General features: G+C 44.4%; 19 protein-coding genes. 18 read left to right on the plus strand and 1 reads right to left on the minus strand.

Annotated features, from left to right (window positions below; genetic code table 11):
• Nucleotides 1-174: 174 nt before the first annotated feature.
• The 17 genes from LU279_RS01315 to LU279_RS01395 all read left to right on the plus strand — a co-directional run bounded on the left by LU279_RS01315 (nucleotide 175) and on the right by LU279_RS01395 (nucleotide 17964).
• The gene (locus LU279_RS01315; RefSeq protein WP_274420259.1) at nucleotides 175-1473 is read left to right on the plus strand and encodes an ABC transporter substrate-binding protein; all 1299 of its coding nucleotides are present in this window, start codon (nucleotides 175-177) and stop codon (nucleotides 1471-1473) included.
• Nucleotides 1470-2339, plus strand: a complete 870-nt coding sequence (locus tag LU279_RS01320; RefSeq protein ID WP_274420261.1) for a carbohydrate ABC transporter permease — start codon at nucleotides 1470-1472, stop codon at nucleotides 2337-2339. Before LU279_RS01315 ends, LU279_RS01320 begins: the two co-directional genes overlap by 4 nt.
• Nucleotides 2339-3187 (plus strand): carbohydrate ABC transporter permease, encoded by an 849-nt coding sequence (locus LU279_RS01325; RefSeq protein WP_274420262.1) that lies wholly within the window; start codon nucleotides 2339-2341, stop codon nucleotides 3185-3187. Before LU279_RS01320 ends, LU279_RS01325 begins: the two co-directional genes overlap by 1 nt.
• Nucleotides 3188-3262: 75 nt before the next feature.
• The gene (locus LU279_RS01330) at nucleotides 3263-5449 is read left to right on the plus strand and encodes an alpha-galactosidase (protein WP_274420264.1); all 2187 of its coding nucleotides are present in this window, start codon (nucleotides 3263-3265) and stop codon (nucleotides 5447-5449) included.
• Between the two features lie 219 nt (nucleotides 5450-5668).
• Nucleotides 5669-5884 (plus strand): FeoA family protein, encoded by a 216-nt coding sequence (locus tag LU279_RS01335; protein ID WP_274420266.1) that lies wholly within the window; start codon nucleotides 5669-5671, stop codon nucleotides 5882-5884.
• Between the two features lie 9 nt (nucleotides 5885-5893).
• Nucleotides 5894-6118 carry a FeoA family protein gene (locus LU279_RS01340; protein ID WP_274420268.1) on the plus strand — a complete coding sequence of 75 codons (225 nt, stop codon included), beginning with the start codon at nucleotides 5894-5896 and terminating at the stop codon, nucleotides 6116-6118.
• Nucleotides 6119-6156: 38 nt separating this feature from the next.
• A complete protein-coding gene (gene feoB / locus LU279_RS01345) occupies nucleotides 6157-8316 on the plus strand; it encodes a ferrous iron transport protein B (RefSeq protein ID WP_274420270.1) in 2160 nt (719 codons plus the stop codon).
• A 21-nt stretch (nucleotides 8317-8337) separates the two neighbouring features.
• Nucleotides 8338-8505: a FeoB-associated Cys-rich membrane protein gene (locus LU279_RS01350; protein WP_274420272.1), complete on the plus strand. Its 168-nt coding sequence runs from the start codon at nucleotides 8338-8340 to the stop codon at nucleotides 8503-8505.
• A 125-nt stretch (nucleotides 8506-8630) separates the two neighbouring features.
• Nucleotides 8631-9065, plus strand: coding sequence for a DMT family transporter (locus LU279_RS01355; protein WP_274420273.1), 435 nt, complete (start codon nucleotides 8631-8633; stop codon nucleotides 9063-9065).
• 155 nt (nucleotides 9066-9220) lie between these two features.
• Nucleotides 9221-9886 (plus strand): ComEA family DNA-binding protein, encoded by a 666-nt coding sequence (locus LU279_RS01360; RefSeq protein WP_274420275.1) that lies wholly within the window; start codon nucleotides 9221-9223, stop codon nucleotides 9884-9886.
• An 11-nt stretch (nucleotides 9887-9897) separates the two neighbouring features.
• The gene (locus tag LU279_RS01365; protein WP_022067899.1) at nucleotides 9898-10587 is read left to right on the plus strand and encodes a response regulator transcription factor; all 690 of its coding nucleotides are present in this window, start codon (nucleotides 9898-9900) and stop codon (nucleotides 10585-10587) included.
• A gap of 3 nt (nucleotides 10588-10590) precedes the next feature.
• Nucleotides 10591-12012: a sensor histidine kinase gene (locus LU279_RS01370; protein ID WP_274420280.1), complete on the plus strand. Its 1422-nt coding sequence runs from the start codon at nucleotides 10591-10593 to the stop codon at nucleotides 12010-12012.
• A gap of 10 nt (nucleotides 12013-12022) precedes the next feature.
• Nucleotides 12023-12955, plus strand: coding sequence for a GerMN domain-containing protein (locus tag LU279_RS01375; protein ID WP_274420282.1), 933 nt, complete (start codon nucleotides 12023-12025; stop codon nucleotides 12953-12955).
• Between the two features lie 50 nt (nucleotides 12956-13005).
• Nucleotides 13006-15297 (plus strand): DNA internalization-related competence protein ComEC/Rec2, encoded by a 2292-nt coding sequence (locus LU279_RS01380; RefSeq protein ID WP_442870134.1) that lies wholly within the window; start codon nucleotides 13006-13008, stop codon nucleotides 15295-15297.
• Nucleotides 15298-15440: 143 nt separating this feature from the next.
• Nucleotides 15441-15824 (plus strand): arsenate reductase family protein, encoded by a 384-nt coding sequence (locus LU279_RS01385; RefSeq protein ID WP_274420285.1) that lies wholly within the window; start codon nucleotides 15441-15443, stop codon nucleotides 15822-15824.
• Between the two features lie 50 nt (nucleotides 15825-15874).
• On the plus strand, nucleotides 15875-17278 hold the full coding sequence (locus LU279_RS01390) for a citrate/2-methylcitrate synthase (protein ID WP_274420287.1): 1404 nt from the start codon (nucleotides 15875-15877) through the stop codon (nucleotides 17276-17278).
• A gap of 128 nt (nucleotides 17279-17406) precedes the next feature.
• Nucleotides 17407-17964 (plus strand): manganese efflux pump MntP, encoded by a 558-nt coding sequence (locus LU279_RS01395; protein WP_274420289.1) that lies wholly within the window; start codon nucleotides 17407-17409, stop codon nucleotides 17962-17964.
• 188 nt (nucleotides 17965-18152) lie between these two features.
• On the opposite strand, the gene LU279_RS01400 is transcribed toward LU279_RS01395, so the two are convergent.
• Nucleotides 18153-19706, minus strand: coding sequence for a nitrite/sulfite reductase (locus tag LU279_RS01400; protein WP_274420292.1), 1554 nt, complete (start codon nucleotides 19704-19706; stop codon nucleotides 18153-18155).
• A gap of 99 nt (nucleotides 19707-19805) precedes the next feature.
• Between LU279_RS01400 and LU279_RS01405 the strand changes: the two genes are divergently transcribed.
• Nucleotides 19806-20345, plus strand: a complete 540-nt coding sequence (locus LU279_RS01405; RefSeq protein WP_274420294.1) for a substrate-binding domain-containing protein — start codon at nucleotides 19806-19808, stop codon at nucleotides 20343-20345.
• Nucleotides 20346-20438 lie beyond the last annotated feature (93 nt).

Consider the following 20438-nt stretch of genomic DNA (forward strand, 5'->3'; position numbering starts at 1 on the left):
CAAAATAAGTAGTGACTTCAACTATATTCGTGAAAAAACGTATTATGATATAAAAAGGGATTCATGGTTCTATTTACCGAAATATCATGTGGTGATAGAATGGATCCATAAGAAATCCGTATAAACTGTACAGAATATAAAAGGGATCGAAAAACAAGGGAAAGGGGAAACGCAATGAGAAAAGTAAAACTGTTTACCTGGGCAGTCCTGGCAGGAGTTCTTGGTTCCGGTATGGTGCTGTCCGGCTGTGGAACTTCGGAAAAGGATAATAAAAAGACAAAGATAGAAATGGTTCAGTACAAGCCGGAGGCAGTAAAAGCTTTTGAAAAAATGGAAGAAAAATTTAATGCCTCTCATGATGATATTGAGCTGGTCATAGAGTCTCCAAACGAGGCTATGACTGTTTTGAAAACCAGATTTATCAAGGAAGATCAGCCGGATATTATCGGAATAGGGGGAGATGTTAATTACTCCAATTTCCTGGATGCTGATATGCTGATGGATATTTCTGATTTTGAGGGACTTGCAGATATTAAACAGGCATATCTGGATATTGACAAAAATCTGGAATTTGTTCCTAAGGAAGGCGTATATGCAGTTCCTTATGTGGCAAATGCGTCAGGTATTCTTTATAATAAGGATATGTTTGAGGAAAACGGATGGGAAATCCCTGAAACCTGGAATGAGTTTCTTGCACTTCTTGACACTATTCAGGCATCCGGACAGCAGCCTTTGTATTTTGGCTTCAAAGATACCTGGACCTGTCTGGCACCCTGGAATGCAATGGCCTGTGACCTGGCGCCGGCTGATGTATGTCAGCAGGTAAACAGGGGCGAAACGACTTTTTCAGAAGAATACCGGGAGCTGTCAGAAAAGATCCTTCAGCTTCTTCCATACGCGCAGAAAGATCCCTACGCATACAGCTATAATGACGCGTGTACGGCTTTTGCAAGAGGAGAGTCTGCTATGTACTGTATTGGAAGCTATGCAGTACCTCAGATCAAATCCGTAAATCCTGACATGAATATTGACTCTTTTGTATTTCCGGCAAATGACAGCGCAGACGGTCAGATGCTGAATTCAGGTGTTGATCTCCAGTTTTGTGTGATGGAGGATTGTAAGGACAAAGAAGCAGCCTATGAGGTGTTGCGTTTTATGTTGGAGGATGAAAACATTCAGATTTATCTGGATGACCAGAATGCAGTGCCGTGTAAAGAGGGGGATTTTACCCTGCCTTCTATGCTGGACGGTATGAAGGAATATATTGAAGAGGGAAAAATGACCGATTACCAGGATCATTACTATCCGGCGGAAATGGCTGTGGATGCAATGATACAGACATATCTTATGAACGGGGATACAGATGCCTGGCTGAAAAAATTTGACAGTGACTGGAAGCGATACAACCGTGACCTGATCCGGAAAGTACAGGAATATCAGGAGCAAAACGGGGAAGGAGGAGATCGATCATGAAGGGCAATGACAGAAAACGTACTTTTTTACTGATCACCATTCCGATCTTGGCATTATTCTTTGTTTTTAATACACTGCCTCTGATCAAGGGATTTATTTACAGCTTTACAAATTTTAAAGGCTATGGAAGCTATGACTGGGTAGGACTCAGAAATTATATTGATCTTTTTCAGGACGCACGAGTAGGAAAGTCTTATCTGTTCACGTTTAAGTTTGCCATTGTTGCAACTATTATTGTAAACCTGTTCAGTCTGCTCCTTGCTATGGGACTGAACAGTAAGATACGGGCAAAAAGTGCGCTCAGAGGAATTTATTTTATTCCAAACGTTCTGGGCGGACTGGTGGTAGGTTATATTTTCAGCTTTATTTTCACCTATATTCTTCCGGCTGTGGGAAAAGCGCTTGGGATTGATTTTCTCAGCAGCAGTATGCTGGCAGATACAAAGAGCGCATGGTTTGCCATTGTGATCGTAGCTGCATGGCAGGCCATTGCAATGAATACCATCATTTATATTTCCGGTCTTCAGACTGTGCCGGAGGATGTGTATGAGGCAGGCGCCATTGACGGAGCAACCGGGTGGACAAAATTCAAAAACCTGACCTTCCCGCTGATAGTTCCGTTTTTTACGATCAATATGGTTCTCTGTATGAAAAACTTTCTGATGGCATTTGATCAGATTATGGCTCTGACAAAAGGCGGTCCTGCGCAGAGTACAGAATCCATCTCATTTTTGATCTACAAAAATGGTATGGACGGCGGACAGTTTGGCTTCCAGAGTGCAAATGCAGTGATATTTTTTGTAGTCATTGTTGCAATTTCTGTATTTCAGCTGACATTTATGAATAAGAAGGAGGAACAGTTATAATGAAAGAAAAATGCAGGCATACCGGTAAAACAAACTGGCCGGTTACAATTCTTCTGATCATGGGCTGTATTACAATCTTTTTTCCTCTTTATATGGCTGTGATCATTGCCTTCAAAAAGCCTTCTGAAATGACAAATGATATTATGGGAGCACTTTCTTTTCCTTCCTCCTGGAGCTTTGACAATTTTGCAGAGGCAATGAGAGTTACCGATTTTTGGAATTCTCTTGGAAATTCCCTGCTGATCACAGCGCTGACAGTGGTGATCGCTATTCTGGTACATTCTCTTGCAGGATATGCCATTGGAAGAAATATGGGAAACAGCAAATTTTATAAATTCGCATATCTCTACATTGTAAGCGGAATGTTTGTTCCCTTTGCGATCCTCATGATGCCCCTGGTAAAACAGACCTCTCAGATGGGAATCGGAAACAGGGTTGGAGTGATCATCCTTTATGTGGTATTTTATATGCCTATGAATCTTCTTCTGTACTCCGGGTATCTGAAAAATATTCCTCTTGCTCTGGAGGAGGCAGCCAGAGTGGACGGAGCAGGAACCTGGAAAACTTACTGGAGCATTATTTTTCCGGTGATGAAGCCCATGCATGCAACTGTGGCAGTACTGACTGCTCTGGGAACCTGGAATGATGTAATGACACCGCTTGTAATTATGTCCGGCACAGGAAAGAATACGCTGCCTCTGGCGCAGCTTAATTTCCAGACGCAGTTTGGAACAAATTATAACCTTGCCTTTGCATCCTATCTGCTGGCATTGATCCCGATTCTTCTTTTTTATTTGTTCTGTCAGAAGCAGATTCTTAACGGTGTGGTAAACGGAGCAGTAAAATAGAATTAAAATGATAAAAATAAAATTGAAATCATAAAGAAAGAATATCCTCAAAAGGGATAAAAAGAGGAAAGAATCATGGCAATAGCAGTGAATCAAAATGTATTTACACTTTGCACCAAAAACAGTATGTATCAGATGAAGGCTGATGAACTTGGAGTGCTGCTTCATACCTATTATGGTAAAAAAACAGAGCAGATGGATTTTTCCTATCTGATCCAGAAGCGGGATCATGGATTTTCCGGAAATCCCTATGATGCAGAAATGGACAGAAAATATTCTCTGGATACGCTTCCTCAGGAGTATTCCTGCTCCGGAAGCGGAGATTACCGGGAAAGCGCTTTTGCAATGAGGAACCAGTATGGAGCCACTGTCGCAGATCTTCGTTTTCAGGGATACGAGATTCTGGAAGGAAAATACGAAATCCCGGGACTTCCGGCATTTTATGCAGAAAACAGTGAGCAGGCAGACACTCTGGTGATATCCATGAAAGATAAAGCAGGCAAAATTCTGGTCCGGCTTTATTATGGAGTGTTTGAGGAATTTGATCTGATCACAAGAACAGTCTGTGTGGAAAATCTGGGAGAAGAAGAGGTTTATCTGGAAAGAGTCATGTCCTGTTGTGTGGATCAGACTTACGGAAACTGGGACTGGATGACCTTTTACGGAAAACATGAGATGGAAAGGCAGCTTTCCCGTACTGCAGTCCATCACGGGGTACAGTCAGTGGGAAGTTTAAGAGGTACTTCCAGTCATCAGTATAATCCTTTTGTGGTTCTGGCGGATACTCATACAACGGAAACTCAGGGAAGTTGTTTTGGAGTTTCTCTTCTTTATAGCGGAAGCTTTCTTGCTCAGGCAGAAAAGGACCAGTTTGATCAGACAAGAGTTCTTATGGGAATCCATCCGGGAAATTTCTGTTATAAACTGAATCCGGGACAAAGCTTCTGGACACCGGAGGCGGCTATGGTGTACAGCGACCGTGGCTTTGAGGCAATGAGCCACAACTATCATAAAGCCATCAGAAATCATCTGTGCAGAGGGAAATTTAAGAATGTCAGACGGCCGGTTCTGATCAATAACTGGGAAGGAACTTATTTTGATTTTACAGGAGAAAAGCTTTTCCATATGGCAGAGGAAGCGGCAGATATGGGAGTGGAGCTGTTTGTTATGGATGACGGCTGGTTCGGAAAAAGAGATTCTGATAACAGTGGTCTGGGCGACTGGTATGTCAATGAAAAGAAACTGGGCTGTACTCTTCAGGAACTTTCTGCAAAAATCCATGGCCTTGGCATGAAATTTGGTATCTGGTATGAACCGGAGTGTGTATCTGAGGACAGCGATCTTTACCGGGCTCATCCGGACTGGGCGTTTACTGTCCCCGGAAGGAAGCCTGTAAGATCAAGAAATCAGCTGGTACTTGATTTTTCCAGACAGGAAGTGCGGGATCATATTTTTGACCAGATGAGCGCAGTTCTGGACAGAGCAGATGTGGATTACCTGAAATGGGATTTTAACCGCAGTATCTGTGATGTATATTCAGCCGGTCTTTCTGCAGACCGTCAGGGAGAGGTTCTGCACCGTTATGTGCTTGGTCTTTATGAGTTTCTGGATCGCCTTGGAAAACGATATCCGGATATGCTCATCGAGGGCTGCAGCGGAGGCGGAGGACGTTTTGACGCAGGAATGCTTTATTATACGCCTCAGATCTGGTGCAGCGATGATACAGATGCCATTGAAAGACTGGATATTCAGTACGGAACTTCTTTCTGCTATCCGGTCAGCACTATGGGCGCTCATGTATCGGCCTGCCCCAATCATCAGACAGGAAGGATAGTTCCTTTGAATACGCGGGCGACAGTTGCCATGGCAGGAACCTTTGGCTATGAGCTTGATCCGGCAAAGCTGACTGAAGAAGAAAAAGAAGAGATCAGGAAGCAGATCAAAAGCTTTAAGGAGTATTATGAACTGATCCAGAGCGGTGACTATTTCCGGCTGACATCTCCGGATACAGACCGGTATTATTCAGCCTGGGAGTTTGCAGCTCCGGATAAAAAAGAGGCTCTTGTAAGTGTGGTGGCATCCAGGGTCCATACCAATGACCAGCCTGCCAGAGTGCTTCTGAGAGGACTTCAGGAAGATGGAATCTATCTCTGTAACGGAAAAGAGTATACCGGAGGCGCGCTGATGTATGCAGGACTTCCACTGCCGGAAGCAAAACAGGAATATGAGAGCTGGAATTTTTATTTTTCATTAAAAAAATAACGAGTTTACCATAAACAGAACATAAGGCTTCGCAGCGTGACAGCTGACAGAATCCCTCTTAAGCAGAATGAGTATGGATCAGACTGCTTTAAGAGGGATTTTTTTTAAAAGAGGTATTGACAGATAAAGTTAGTTTATGTATACTAACTTAGAAAGGTTGCACAGAACTAACATAGATGAAAGAAACTAACATTAAAACATATAGAAAGAAGTGAGAAATTGATGCCGTTATCTATGGTAAATCAGGGAGAACCCCATATCGTTTCGCGTGTGGGCGGAAAAGAAGAAACAAAGCGTTTCCTGGAAAGTCTGGGATTTGTAAACGGATCAACTGTAACAGTTGTTTCGTCAGCTAATGGAAATCTGATCGTTCATGTGAAGGATTCCAGAATTGCCATTGGCAGAGATATGGCCAATAAGGTCATGGTAAATTAGGAGGGACATATGAAAACATTAAAAGAGATTCCGGTAGGTCAGACAGTAAAAGTAATGAAATTAAATGGCGAAGGTCCGGTAAAACGAAGGATCATGGACATGGGAATTACAAAGGGCGTAAGTATTTTTGTACGCAAGGTAGCGCCTCTGGGAGATCCCATAGAGGTAACAGTCAGAGGATATGAACTGTCTTTGCGAAAAGCAGATGCAGAAATGATCGCCGTAGAGGCTTAAAAGAAAAGATTTAACAGAAAATTCAGGAGGAAAGAGAAATGGCACTTACAATTGCTCTGGCGGGAAATCCCAACAGTGGAAAAACAACATTGTTTAATGCCCTTACCGGCTCCAATCAGTTTGTAGGAAACTGGCCGGGTGTAACAGTAGAAAAAAAGGAAGGAAGACTGAAAGGGAATAAGGAGGTTGTGATCGCAGACCTTCCGGGCATTTATTCCCTGTCACCGTATACGCTGGAGGAAGTAGTTGCCAGAAATTATCTGATCAGTGAGAAACCGGATGCGATCCTGAATATTATTGACGGTACAAATCTTGAAAGAAATCTTTATCTTTCCACACAGCTTATGGAGCTTGGTATTCCTGTGGTCATGGCTGTGAATATGATGGATGTGGTAAGAAAGAACGGAGATGAGATCCGTATCAGCAAACTGGCAAAAAAACTTGGATGCCAGGTTGTGGAAATTTCAGCGCTGAGAAACGAAGGCGTTCAGGAGGCAGCGGCCCTGGCAGTTAAGGCTGCCCGGTCAGGCAAAAGCTCTGCCCCTGTACATACTTTTGATAACAGAGTGGAAGAGGTTCTGAGCACCATTGAGCGCAAGCTTTTCGGAACGGTCCCTCAGGAACAGCAAAGATTTTTTGCTATTAAGCTTCTGGAAAAGGATGATAAAATTTCCGGGCAGCTTTCCTCTGTTCCGGATGTTTCCCCGGAAATTGCAAAGATTGAGGAACTGATGGATGACGATACAGAAAGTATCATCACCAATGAACGCTATAATTATATTTCCTCTGTGATCGGAGAGTGCTATAATAAAAAGCATACAGGACAGAAGATGACGGTTTCCGACAAAATTGACAGGGTCGTAACCAACCGTATTCTGGCTCTTCCGATTTTTGCGGCAGTGATGTGGCTTGTGTATTATGTGTCTGTTTCCACAGTGGGAACCTTTGTTACAGACTGGACAAATGATGTGCTGTTTGGGGAGATCATTCCTCCGGCTGTGGAAAGCTTTCTTGTGAGTATTAACTGTGCAGGATGGCTTCAGAGCCTGATCCTTGACGGTATTGTTGCAGGTGTGGGCGCGGTTCTTGGATTTGTTCCTCAGATGCTGGTGCTTTTCCTGTTCCTGGCTTTTTTGGAAGGCTGTGGATATATGGCGAGAGTTGCTTTTATCATGGATCGTATTTTCCGTAAATTCGGTCTTTCCGGAAAATCTTTTATTCCTATGCTGATCGGTACAGGATGCGGAGTTCCCGGAGTTATGGCATCCAGAACCATTGAGAATGACCGTGACCGTAAAATGACTATTATGACAACTACGTTTATTCCCTGCGGAGCAAAGCTTCCAATTATCGCCCTGATCGCAGGCGCTATTTTCGGCGGCGCTTCCTGGGTGGCTCCAAGCGCATATTTTGTTGGAATTGCAGCAGTTATCTGCTCAGGCATCATCCTGAAAAAAACAAAAATGTTTGCAGGAGATCCGGCTCCGTTTGTAATGGAACTTCCGGCTTATCATATGCCTACGATTGGCAGTGTTCTCAGAAGCATGTGGGAACGGGGATGGTCTTTTATAAAGAAAGCAGGTACCATTATTCTTCTTTCCACGATCCTTCTGTGGTTCCTTATGAGCTTCGGTTGGGTAAACGGTTCTTTTACCATGCTGGAACCGGAGCAGCTGGACAGCAGTATCCTTGCCATGGTCGGCGGTGTGATCGCACCTCTGTTTGCGCCTCTTGGATGGGGTGACTGGAAGATGTCAGTGGCAGCGGTAACCGGACTGATCGCAAAGGAAAACGTAGTAGGTACCTTCGGAGTGCTGTTTGGCTTTGCAGAAGTGGCAGAGAACGGCGCAGAGATCTGGGGTCAGTTGGCAGGAAGTATGACAGCTGCAGCAGGATACTCCTTCCTTGTGTTTAATCTTCTCTGCGCTCCCTGCTTTGCGGCAATGGGCGCTATCAAACGGGAGATGAACAATGCCCGGTGGTTCTGGTTTGCCATTGGATATCAGTGTCTGCTTGCTTATGTGGTTTCTCTGTGTGTGTTCCAGATCGGTACCCTGATCACAGGTGGAAGTTTCGGAATCTTTACTGTAGCAGCGTTTGTGCTGATCCTGGGATTTATTTATCTCCTGTTCAGACCGTACAGAGAGAGCAGAACTTTAGATATGAATGTCAGCGCTGTCAGAGCTGATAAAAACTGACAAAAGTCAGGAGGGATGTTAATGGGAACATTGATTGTACTTGCGGTTCTTGTACTTGCAGTGGGGCTGGTGCTGAGAAGCATGATTCGGGCGAAAAAAGCCGGAAAATCTCTTCAGTGCGGCTGTGACTGCTCAAGCTGTGGAGGACATTGCTGCAGCTCGGCTTTAAAAGAAGATCACGCAAAATAAAAAGTACAGGAAAGTCTGTGAATAAAAAATAAATTTCTGTATATGATGATAGTAACAAAAGGCTGGTTAAAAATACCGGCCTTTTTTCATACCTTTACGTTGGAACATCATATGGAGGGATTGTTATGTGGGGATTTATTGTGGCACTTATTTCAGGCGCGCTTATGAGTATCCAGGGAGTTTTTAACACAGAAGTGACAAAGCAGACAAGTTTGTGGGTATCTACAGGCTGGGTACAGCTTTCTGCCTTTGCGGTCTGTGTGCTGGCATGGCTTTTTACAGGCAGAGAGAGTATATCCGCTTTGTGGCAGGTGGAAAATAAGTATACGCTTCTGGGCGGAGTGATCGGAGCCTTTATTACGGTTACCGTGATTCAGAGTATGGGTGCGCTGGGACCTGCAAAGGCTGCCATGCTGATTGTTGTTTCCCAGCTTCTTGTAGCTTATGTGATCGAGCTTCTGGGACTTTTCGGTGTGGAAAAGGCTGTATTTGAATGGCGGAAGGTTGTGGGAATGGCTGTGGCTATTGCAGGTATCATAATCTTTAAATGGCAAAAATAGTACTTACCTATTGTAAAAGCACCGGGAATTCGTTAAAATAGGGTATGGTCAGGTATGAGGATCGGGGAAAAGATAAGGAGTGACCCGATATCAGAGTACAGAAAACAAATCTAAAATCAGTAAATCTGAGGATCCTGTTTCTTTTTTTCCTTTTTGTGATCAGTCCGGGAATATGTGGATGCGCAGATAAGGAAGCAGAAATTCTTCTGGAAGAAGAGCAGGAGGAACTGTCATCTCAGACTGACGAAACTGTCGATCAGGAACAGGAGAATGACAGCGGTTCCCGGAAGGAAGCTGTCACAGAGAAGCCTGATCCCGAACCCACGCAGCCGCCGGAGGAAATCTATGTGGATGTGTGCGGAGCTGTTACACAGCCGGGAGTGTACGCAATGAAGTCTGACAGCAGAGTATTTCAGGCCATTGAAGCAGCCGGAGGGTTTCTTCCGGAAGCGGCGGGAACAGCGATCAATCAGGCCTGTGCGCTAAGTGACGGACAGCAGATTTATGTACCTACAAAAGAAGAGGCAGAGAAGGGAAAAGCAGGGCAGCCGTCAGGCGGCGCTGCAGATCCGGGTACCGGCGGAGCAGTGACGGAAGCTGCAGGAACAGGGGAAACGCAGGGGTCAGGAACAGTAAACCTGAACACGGCAGATTCTGCAGCGCTTCAGACATTGCCCGGTATCGGTGAGGCTAAGGCTCAGGCCATTCTGGCATATCGTGAGGAAAAGGGAGGCTTTTCCGGTACGGAGGAGCTGATGAATGTGCCTGGGATAAAGGAAAGTACCTTTTCACAGATAAAAGACAAGATTGCAGTAGAATAAGGAGATTGTAAATGAGCAGGAAAGTATTAGTGGTAGATGACGAAAAACTGATCGTAAAGGGCATCCGTTTCAATCTGGAACAGGACGGTATGGAAGTGGACTGCGCTTACGATGGCGAGGAAGCAGTAGAAAAGGCAAAGGAAAAGCATTATGATATCATCCTTCTTGATCTTATGCTTCCCAAGATGGACGGCCTTGAAGTCTGCCAGCAGATCAGGGAGTTTTCCAATGTCCCCATTGTAATGCTTACTGCCAAAGGTGAGGATATGGACAAGATCCTCGGACTGGAATACGGCGCAGACGATTACATTACCAAACCTTTTAATATTCTGGAGGTAAAGGCAAGGATCAAGGCCATCATGCGCCGCGCCCGCTCAGAAAGCGAAGAGAAGGAAAAGGCCAAGACCATTGAAACAGGTGATCTGAAGCTTGACTGCGAGAGCCGCCGTGTGTTTATTGCGGGAAAAGAGATCAATCTGACCGCTAAGGAATTTGATGTGCTTGAGCTTCTTGTGTTTAATCCCAATAAGGTTTACAGCCGAGAAAACCTTCTGAATATTGTCTGGGGTTATGAATATCCGGGCGATGTGAGAACTGTGGATGTACATATCCGCCGGCTTCGTGAAAAAATTGAGGCGAATCCCAGTGAGCCAAAGTACGTGCACACCAAATGGGGTGTAGGCTATTATTTTCAGGCATAAGCCATGAAAAAGAAAAACAGATTTTTTAAGAGTCTGCGTTTCCGGATCCTGATCATTCTGGTGATTCTGGGAATTGTACCCAGTGTGATCGTTACACGGATGATGATCAGCAATTATGAGAAAGAGGCTGTAGAAGTAAGAGCAGGAACGGTAAGTAATCAGTGCAGTATTCTGTGTAATCAGATCATTAAGGAAAACTATCTGAACGATCCAAGCTCCGAGGCTGTAAACGGCAAGCTTGAAATGCTGTCCAATGTGTATGGCGGACGTATCCTGATCGTGAACAGAGATTTTAAGATCGTAAAGGATACTTACCATGTGGACGAGGGCAAAACTCTGGTTTCGCCAAAGATCATCCGCAGTTTTAAGAAAGGGGAAGCTACGGATTATCAGAGAAAGGGGAAGGTCATTGAGTTTGCAGTTCCTGTGAGAAGTGCGGACGTTCCTCAGATTCAGGGAGCCATGCTGGTGACAATCTCCTGCAGCGAGATCACAGCTACCATGATGGAACTGAATTATCAGGGATTTCTTCTGATCGCAGTGATCGTGGTTCTGTCTGTTTTCCTTGGATATATTCTTGCTTCTGTCCTGGTGAAACCTCTTGCCCGTGTAACAAAGTCCATTGAAGATCTTACAGACGGATATCAGAATGATGAGATCTCAGTGCCTGATTATACGGAAACAGAGCTGATCACAGATGCTTTTAATAAGATGCTGGCAAGAATGAAGGTTCTGGATGAATCCAGATCCGAGTTTGTTTCCAATGTGTCCCATGAGCTGAAAACGCCAATGACTTCCATGAAGGTTCTGGCAGATTCCCTGGTTGGACAGCAGGGGGTTCCGGAGGAACTTTATCAGGAGTTCCTTCAGGATATTACTGCTGAGATCGACAGAGAGAACAGGATCATTACAGATCTTCTCAGTCTGGTAAAAATGGACAAAAAGACAGCAGATCTTTCCATACAGCACATGGATATCAACCAGCTTCTTGAGGATATCCTGAAGCGTCTAAGACCTATTGCAGATAAAAGGAGTATTGACCTGATCCTTGACAGCTTCCGTCCGGTGGAGGCAGATGTGGATGAGATCAAGTTTACTTCAGCCATCAGCAATCTGGTAGAAAATGCCATTAAATACAATGTGGATGACGGATGGGTCAGAGTATCCATAGACGCGGACCACAAATATTTTTATGTAACTGTGGCAGACTCCGGAATGGGAATTCCGGAAGAGTCCCTGGAGCGCATCTTTGAGAGATTTTACCGTGTGGATAAATCACATTCCAGAGAAATCGGAGGTACGGGACTGGGTCTTGCCATTACAAGAAGTACCATTGCCATGCATCATGGCGTGATCAAAGTATTCAGCAGAGAAGGCGAGGGAACAACGTTTTCCGTCCGCATTCCGCTGTCATATATTCCGTAGGAGGTGCCGGATGAAGAAATTTTTAAGTGTCCTTCTTCTGGCTGTTTCTGTGTGTATGCTGGCTGCCGGCTGCAGTATTGAAGTAGAAGAACAGACGCCGGATCAATATAGCTTTTATTATCTGAATACAGCAGAAACAACTCTGGAGAGGGAAGCATATGAACCAAAAGAAGAAACAACGGACTTTATGGTCCGTGAGCTGATGCAGAGCATTGGGAACGGAAAGGCTCCGGAGGACGGGATTCCGCTGCTTCCGGATGATGTGGTACTGAATTCCTATGATTTTCAGGATGATGTGCTGGTAATCGATTTCAGCGCACAGTACCATGAAATGAGCAGGGCCAGAGAGGTTCTTACCCGTTTAGGGATTGTAAAGACATTTTTGCAGGTGCCGGATATTGACCGGGTTCGCTTTACTGTAGAAGGACAGGAGCTGACAGATTCCCGGAATAACAGGATCGGGGATATGACAGAAGAAAGCTTTCTGGAGCTTTCCAGTAAAGACAACGATTACAGGTATGATACTTTTACCCTGTATTTTGCAGACGAAAGCGGAAAGAAGCTGGTAAAAGAGGCGAGAAATATTTATTACAGGTCTACCATTCCAAAAGAGAGAGTTGTGCTGGAGCAGCTTGCTCAAGGTCCCATGGTAGAAGGGCATTATGCGGTGATCCCGGAAAAATCCGTGCTCCTCAGCGCCACGATTGCAGACAGAATCTGTTATATCAATATGAACAGAGCTTTTCAGGAGGAAACTCCGGATGTTTCAGAAAGTGTTCAGATTTATTCTGTGGCAAATTCTCTCCTGGACTCCTGTGAGGCGGATAAGGTTCAGATTTCTGTGGAAGGCAGTATGGACGGAAATCTGAGAAGCAGTATGCCGCTGTATACATTTTACGAAAAAAATGATCAGTTGGTGGTTCATGAAAAAGAGGAATCCTGATAACTGTCATTTATATCTTTTTACATGATCTTATATGGAAAGGAAGGCATATGACAAGACGTCCCATCTGTCTTGTTTGCCTGCTCCTGATGCTGGGTATGTGTCTGGCTGATCTGGCGGGATTTCCGATGATACGCGGAAATCCTCTGCCGGAAACAGTACAGACCTATATAAAAAAGCATCCGGACTCTGTGATCTGCGGGGAGGTACAGAGATGCCAGGCAACAGAATTTTCCTTTTCTGTCTATCTGAAACAAGTCTTTCTGATCTGTCGGTCAGAAAAAATTCCCATTGAAAATGTAAGAGTATTTTTAAAAACAGAAGAAAAGCTTCCGGCAGGCACCGCTGTGTGTATTTCGGGGAAACTGGAACAGGTGGAAGCACCGAGAAATCCCGGTGAATTTGATTCCAGACAATACTATGCCTGTCAGCATATTTATTATCTTATGAAAAATGGAATCATAAGAAGAAAAAGCAGAGCTTATTCAGGATATCAGCAGTTTTTGCTCGATCTGAAAGACAGGATACATACGGTGCTGAAACTTTCTGCAGGCAGGGATGCGCCGGTTTTTGAGGCAATGCTTCTTGGAGAAAAAAGCGAACTGGATCAGAATCTGAAGCTTCGGTATCAGATGGCGGGAATGGTACATATTCTTGCTATATCAGGTCTGCATATCAGTATTCTGGGAATGGGCCTTTTCTCTCTTTTAAAAAGAATCGGGCTGGGGAATGCAGGAGCCGGTATTCTTGCTCTGTGTGTGATGCTTCAATATGGAATGCTTACAGGAGGAAGCGTGTCTGCCATGAGGGCAGTGTGTATGTTTGTTCTGAATGTAGGAGCTAGGATTATGGGACGAACCTATGATCTTCTGACTGCGCTTGCTCTTTCCGCGATTTTTCTTCTGCTGGATTCTTCTGCATATCTTTACAGCAGCAGCTTCCTTTTATCTTTCGGGGCAGTAGTAGGTCTGGGGACGGTATCGCCGTATCTTATCAGAATTACAGGCGTAGAGGGAAAAGTGGGGAAAGCCCTGATTTCTTCTCTTTCTGTTCAGGTGGCCACCCTTCCGGTAATGCTGGTGTTTTTCGGGGAGGTGTCTGTGATCGGAATTCTTTTGAACCTGTTTGTGCTTCCTACGGTGGGCGGGGTTCTCATAAGCGGACTGTGCTGCTCTGTGCTTGGGCTTTTCAGTGTAAACGCAGGAGCTGCGGCAGCGGTTCCGGGAAGGCTGCTTTTGTGGCTTTATGAAAAAATCTGTATGTTTGCCGGGAAACTACCTTTTTGTACCTGGATTGGTGGACTGCCGGAACTATGGCAGAGTATCAGCTATTATCTGATTCTGGCAGCAGGAATCATTCTGGCGTATGTTATGATATCCAGAATACAAAATAAAGAAGAAATCCGGTTATCTGTTGGAAAAAACGTGTCCGGGGATTCGGACAGAGTGCTTAGTCTGCTCAAAAGGCTCAGGAGGCAGGCGTGTCCTACCGGGATTTTTCTTCTGGCAGCTGTGCTGGGAATCTTTGTACTTTCCTGGAAACCTGAACAGGAACTTAGGATCACCTGTCTGGATATCGGACAGGGTGATGGCATCGTGTTGGAAATCCTGGAGGGAGGCGTTTTTCTTATGGACTGCGGAAGCAGTAATAAGAAAAATACGGCTCAGTACCAGCTTCTGCCATATCTGAAAAGCAGGGGGATTTCCCATATAAATGGAATTATGATCTCCCATACAGATAAGGATCATATCAGCGGGATTATGGAGCTTCTTGAATTTATGGGGCAGGGTCTGACCTCTGTGAAAGCTGACATGCTGATACTGCCTGACTGGGAAAAGCCGCCGGAAGTGTATCATACTCTGATTCAGCTTGCCAAAAATGCAGGAATGAAGGTACTTCGGGTGGAAAGAGGAAATAATTTTCGCATGGGCGAAGCCGGTTTTTATATTCTTTCTCCTGCAAAAGATGCTATGGGAGAAGACGTCAATGAGGAAGGAATGGTCGTGGAACTGAACTACAGATCATTTCGTGGACTTTTTACCGGAGATGCAGGAGAACCTACGGAAAAAGAAATCCTGGATAAGCTGAAGAATGTGGATTTTTTGAAGGTGGGGCATCATGGTTCCCGTTATTCCTCCTGTCAGGAGTTTCTGGATCAGGTGAAGGCAGAAGTTGCAGTGATTTCATGTTCAGATTCCAATACCTACGGACATCCATCGCCGGAAACAACGCTCCGTCTGAAGAAATCAGGGGCAAAGACAGAATTTACCATGAAAAGCGGAGCTGTGACAGTCTGTACAGACGGAAAGAGGATGCGGATACAGAGATTTTTGGAAGAATAAATCTATGAATTTATAAAAAAACTTGATTTTTCTTTAACTCTTTTATATGATAAAACGTAAAAGGGAAAAATCAGAAAATGTTTATCGGAATCTGACAGAATGAAGCAGAAAGCTGTCAGTCCATATATTTTTGCTGGAAACAGATGAAAAAGACGAGAAATAAAGGAGGATATAAAGTGAAAGTTTTAGTTTACAGAAAATGCAGTACCTGTCAGAAAGCTCTGAAATGGCTGGATGCACATGGCATCAGTTTTGAAGAAAGAGCAATGGTAGAGGAGCATCCAACATTTGAAGAACTGAAGGAATGGTATGAAAAGAGCGGACTGCCTCTTAAAAAATTCTTTAATACAAGTGGAAACCTTTATAAACAGATGAATCTGAAAGATAAATTAAAAGAAATGTCAGAGGAAGAGCAGCTGAAACTTCTTGCTACAGACGGAATGTTGGTAAAAAGACCTCTTGTAGTTGGCGAGGATTTTGTTCTGACAGGATTCCGCGAAAAAGAATGGGAAGAAAAAATGCTTTAAGATCCAGACAGTATAATTAAGTTTCGGGGAAAGGAAACGGAGGAATAAAAATGTCAGATCATGAAATGATCAATCTGGACGAAATGGGAAGTCTGAAGTCCAGTATGGAAACTTTGCAGGAAACACTTCTGAATAATCACCGGATTGATCCAAATCTTTATATCGAATATGATGTAAAAAGAGGACTGAGAGATTCAGCAGGAAAGGGTGTTCTTACCGGACTTACAGAAATTTCGGACGTAAATGCCTATGACCTTGTGAATGGAAGAAGGATTCCGGCAGAGGGAAGTCTGTATTACCAGGGATATAATATTTATGATCTTGTAAACGGACTGGAAGGACATAAATTTGGATTTGAGGAAACCATTTATCTTCTGCTTTTTGGGCGCCTGCCTTCAGAAAAGGAACTGGAAATGTTCAAAGAGGTAATGGCGCAGTTTGAAACTCTGTCAGGACGGTTTGTGCGGGATGTGGTTATGAAGGCGTCTAATGCGGACATTATGAATTCTATGCAGAGATGTATTCTTACTTTATATACCTATGATTCCAGACCGGAGGATATTTCAGCGGAAAACGTTCTGCGCCAGAGTATTGAACTGATTGCCAAACTGCCGTTGATCGCAGTTTATTCTTATCATTCTTACCGCCACTTCCGCAAGGATGAAACGTTATTTATCCGGAATCCCCAGAAGGGACTTTCTCTTGCAGAAAATATTCTTCTGATGCTGAGACCGGACAGCACTTACACAGAGCTGGAAGCCAAGGTTCTGGATATTGCGCTGATGCTTCATGCAGAGCATGGAGGAGGAAACAACTCTACATTTACCACTCATGTGGTAACTTCATCAGGAACAGATACATATTCTTCTGTGGCGGCCTCTATTGGTTCCCTGAAAGGTCCAAGGCACGGCGGAGCAAATCTGAAGGTGCAGGATATGTTCGCTGATATCAAAGCCAATGTAAAAAACTGGACAGATGAGGCAGAAGTGGAGGCGTATCTCTGTAAGATCCTGAACAAAGAAGCATTTGACCATTCCGGACTGATCTACGGAATGGGCCATGCAGTATACACCCTGTCAGACCCCCGTGAGGTGATTCTGAAGAAGTTTGCCCGCAAGCTTGCCCAGGAAAAGGGAATGATGGAGGAATTTGCTCTTTATGAGCTGGTGGAACGACTGGGAAGCCGTCTTATTATGGAACAGAGGAAAATGTTTAAAAACGTGTGCGCCAATGTGGATTTCTACAGTGGATTCGTATATACTATGCTGGGTATCCCAAAAGAACTGTTCACACCTATTTTTGCCATTGCCCGAATTCCAGGATGGAGCGCTCATCGTCTGGAGGAAATCCTTAATGCAGGAAAGATCATCCGTCCGGCTTATAAATATGTGGGACATCATCAGGAGTTTATTTCCATGCCGGACAGGGATTCTCACATGGATGAGGAAGAATGATCCTATGAGAATACTTTTGAAACAGCAATTTTTCCGGGACAGAGCAGCTCAGATATAAACAAGGATTGAAAAATAGATCGTCTGTACCTGCTGCTTCTCTGATAAAACTTACATTGGAGGAAAAACAAATGGGATTATGGGAACTTTTGGTACTTGCAGTGGGACTTTCCATGGATGCGTTTTCCGTGGCGGTCTGTAAGGGGCTTTCTGTCTGTCAGATCAGGAAAAAACAGGTTTTGACAGTGGGATTGTATTTTGGATTTTTTCAGGGATTTATGCCTTTGGTGGGATATCTTCTGGGAACAGGCTTCCGGGAGAACATCCAGAGCGTTGATCACTGGATCGCATTTATCCTTCTGTCTTTGATCGGTATCAATATGATCCGGGAATCCGGAGGAGAAACAGAAAATCTGGACACCTGTTTTACATTTAAGGCAATGCTGCCGCTGGCTATAGCTACCAGTATTGATGCTCTGGCAGTGGGGGTGACGTTTGCATTTCTGAAGGTTCAGATCATTCCGGCAGTCTGTTTTATCGGAATTATCACTTTTGTGCTTTCCTGTGCAGGAGTTATGATCGGAAACCGGTTCGGGGCAAAATATAAATCAAAAGCAGAAATTGCCGGTGGTATTGTCCTGATCCTTATGGGAATTAAAATTCTTGTGGAGCATACCATTCTGGCCTGAAAAAATCCTGATGGAAATATATATTTAATTTTTGCAGAAAAAAGAATGCCGCAGAACTGCTTTCGGACGCTGGTGGGTATTAAGATACACAACCAGGGAGACCGGGCAGATCTGCGGCGTTTTCAGTACCATAAAGGTGTAGATATCAGAACGACAATCACTCTGATATCTGCATTTGTTTTATTTTTTTATGCAATAAGATAGTCGGCTGCAATTTGTTCTATTCCTTCCGGATTGGCAGTTTTCCATGTCTGGAAATCCTGTCCGGATCTGGCGACTGTTTTGCCAAGTGCGACAAGAAATTCAGGGATATCTTTCTGAAGAATGGTTCCAAGTTCTTTTCCCATGGATTCGTTTCCCTGTGTCTGACAGCCATTGATATAAAGTACAAAGGCCGGCTGAACTTTTCCGTCTACGGATTTGGCAGCGCCACGGAAACCGATCGTTCCGGTCTGATGGGTTCCGCAGGAGGACGGGCAACCGGAAATATGAATCTGTGGAAGCGCGCCGTCCGGAATTTTTGCGTCACGGACAGCCTTTACACAGGAAAGCAGAAGTTCCTGAGAATCACGAAGACCGACCTGACAGACAGAGGCTCCGATGCAGCTTACAGAAGTTTCAAAAAGAGAGGAAGCTCCGTCCTCTGTAAGCTCCAGGACTTTTTCTGCTTCTTTTCCCGTAAGATTTACAATATATGCGCTTTCATCCGGAGAAATGCGGATTTCGGCCTCACTGACATCGGCAAGATATTCTGCAAGCTTACAGAAGGTTTCAGCAGAAGGCTGACCGCCAAGAGGATGCCACATAACAGTATAAAGTCCAGATTGCTTCTGGGAAAATACCCGGGAACTTTCCGGAGCGTTGCCGTCCGGCTGTTTGGATACAGAGGAAGTATTTACCGTAATATCCAGATCTTCTCCGGAAGCAAACACCTCATCCAGTTTTTCCAGGTATGCTTTTTTATAATTTTCCGCACCGCCCAGAGAATCCTGCATATAACGGGTTCTGGCTTTTGCGCGGCTTTCATAATTTCCGTATGCGCAGAAAGTCAGCCACATGGCTTTAATATAGTAGAGAACCTTTGTGGGCGGAACAGCTTCAGCAACTTTGACACCGAAACGGGGATTGTTTCCAAGTCCTCCGGCGCTGTATACGTCAAAGCTTCCGCCTTTATTTGCCGCAAAGCCCAGGTCACGGTAGGTGGCATGGGTAAGGTTGGCAGGAGAATTTGAAAATCCCACTTTTAATTTACGGGGCATTTTAGGCGATTTGATAAAAGTCATGAGATATTCTCCCGCAGCTTCTGCATAAGGTAAAACATCAAAATATTCGTCTGCCTCCACGCCGGAAAGCGGAGAACACATGACATTGCGGGGGAAGTCACCGCCGCCGCCCATTGTGACAATGCCTGCAGAAAGCGCCTCTTCTGCCAGAGTGCAGATGGTATCAGGCTGGAGGTCATGAAGCTGGACCGTCTGACAGGTAGTAAAATGAATCCGTCTGATCTGGTGTTCCTGAATTGCTTTTGCTGTAAAAGCAAGCTTTTCTTTTGTAATTCTTCCGGCAGTCATTCTGAGACGGAGCATTCCCTGCTTACCGCCCTTTTGCGCATAGCTTCCGTACAGCCCGGAAAAACTTTTGTATTCTTTTTTTGTTATTTCGCCATTATAAAAAGCGTTTGTCTTTTCTCTGAAAGCAGTCATCTCCTGTTTCCAGGACTGTGGATCAATTGTGTAGGTCATTTTCAGTACCTCCGTTTGAGTGAAGTTGCAGAAAAATTCTGCACTGAAGTTGTCAGTTAAATATCAGGAGTTTTCTGTCCGGACAAAAAACTTTCTGAGATGGTTTATATTATAAAAGTGTACCGGAAGAAAGTCAAAACAAATTGTGGTGTCCGTGCTTTTGGGAATGGTGATCACAATTCCGGGAAACAGGGAAGGACAGCCAGTGAGAGAATGAAAGGATACTTCAGGGCAATGGAGGATTACGGGATCCCTGTAAGGCCGGAATACATTGTTCAGGGAAATTATACATATCAGGGAGGATACAGGGGGATTCATGAACTGTGGAAGCTCACTGAAAAACCAACCGCTGTTTTTGTGACAAATTATGATATGAGTATGGGCGCTATGGAAGCAATCTACGATCTGGGGATCAGAATTCCAAAGCAGCTGTCTGTTGTTGCTTTTGACGATTTTGAACTGTCTGTTATGGTAAATCCTAAATTGACATCAGTGCGTCAGCCGCTTGTGGAACTGGCAGACGCCGCCTGTGAGCTTTTGCTGCGAAGGATGAATGGAGATGAAAGTGATTACCCGAAAAGGATCAGGATGAAGCCATTCTGTGTTTATCGGGATTCTGTTCAGAACCTTAATAAGTAGTAAAAAACAGGAGAGAAATTTGTTGAATAAAATAGTTGACTATTTTTGTCCAGAATGATAAAATATTGTCAATTTGAAAAATGGAGGGTACAA

The sequence above is a fragment of the Blautia sp. XA-2221 genome (genome assembly GCF_028767025.1).
Taxonomy (GTDB): Bacteria; Bacillota; Clostridia; order Lachnospirales; family Lachnospiraceae; genus Blautia_A.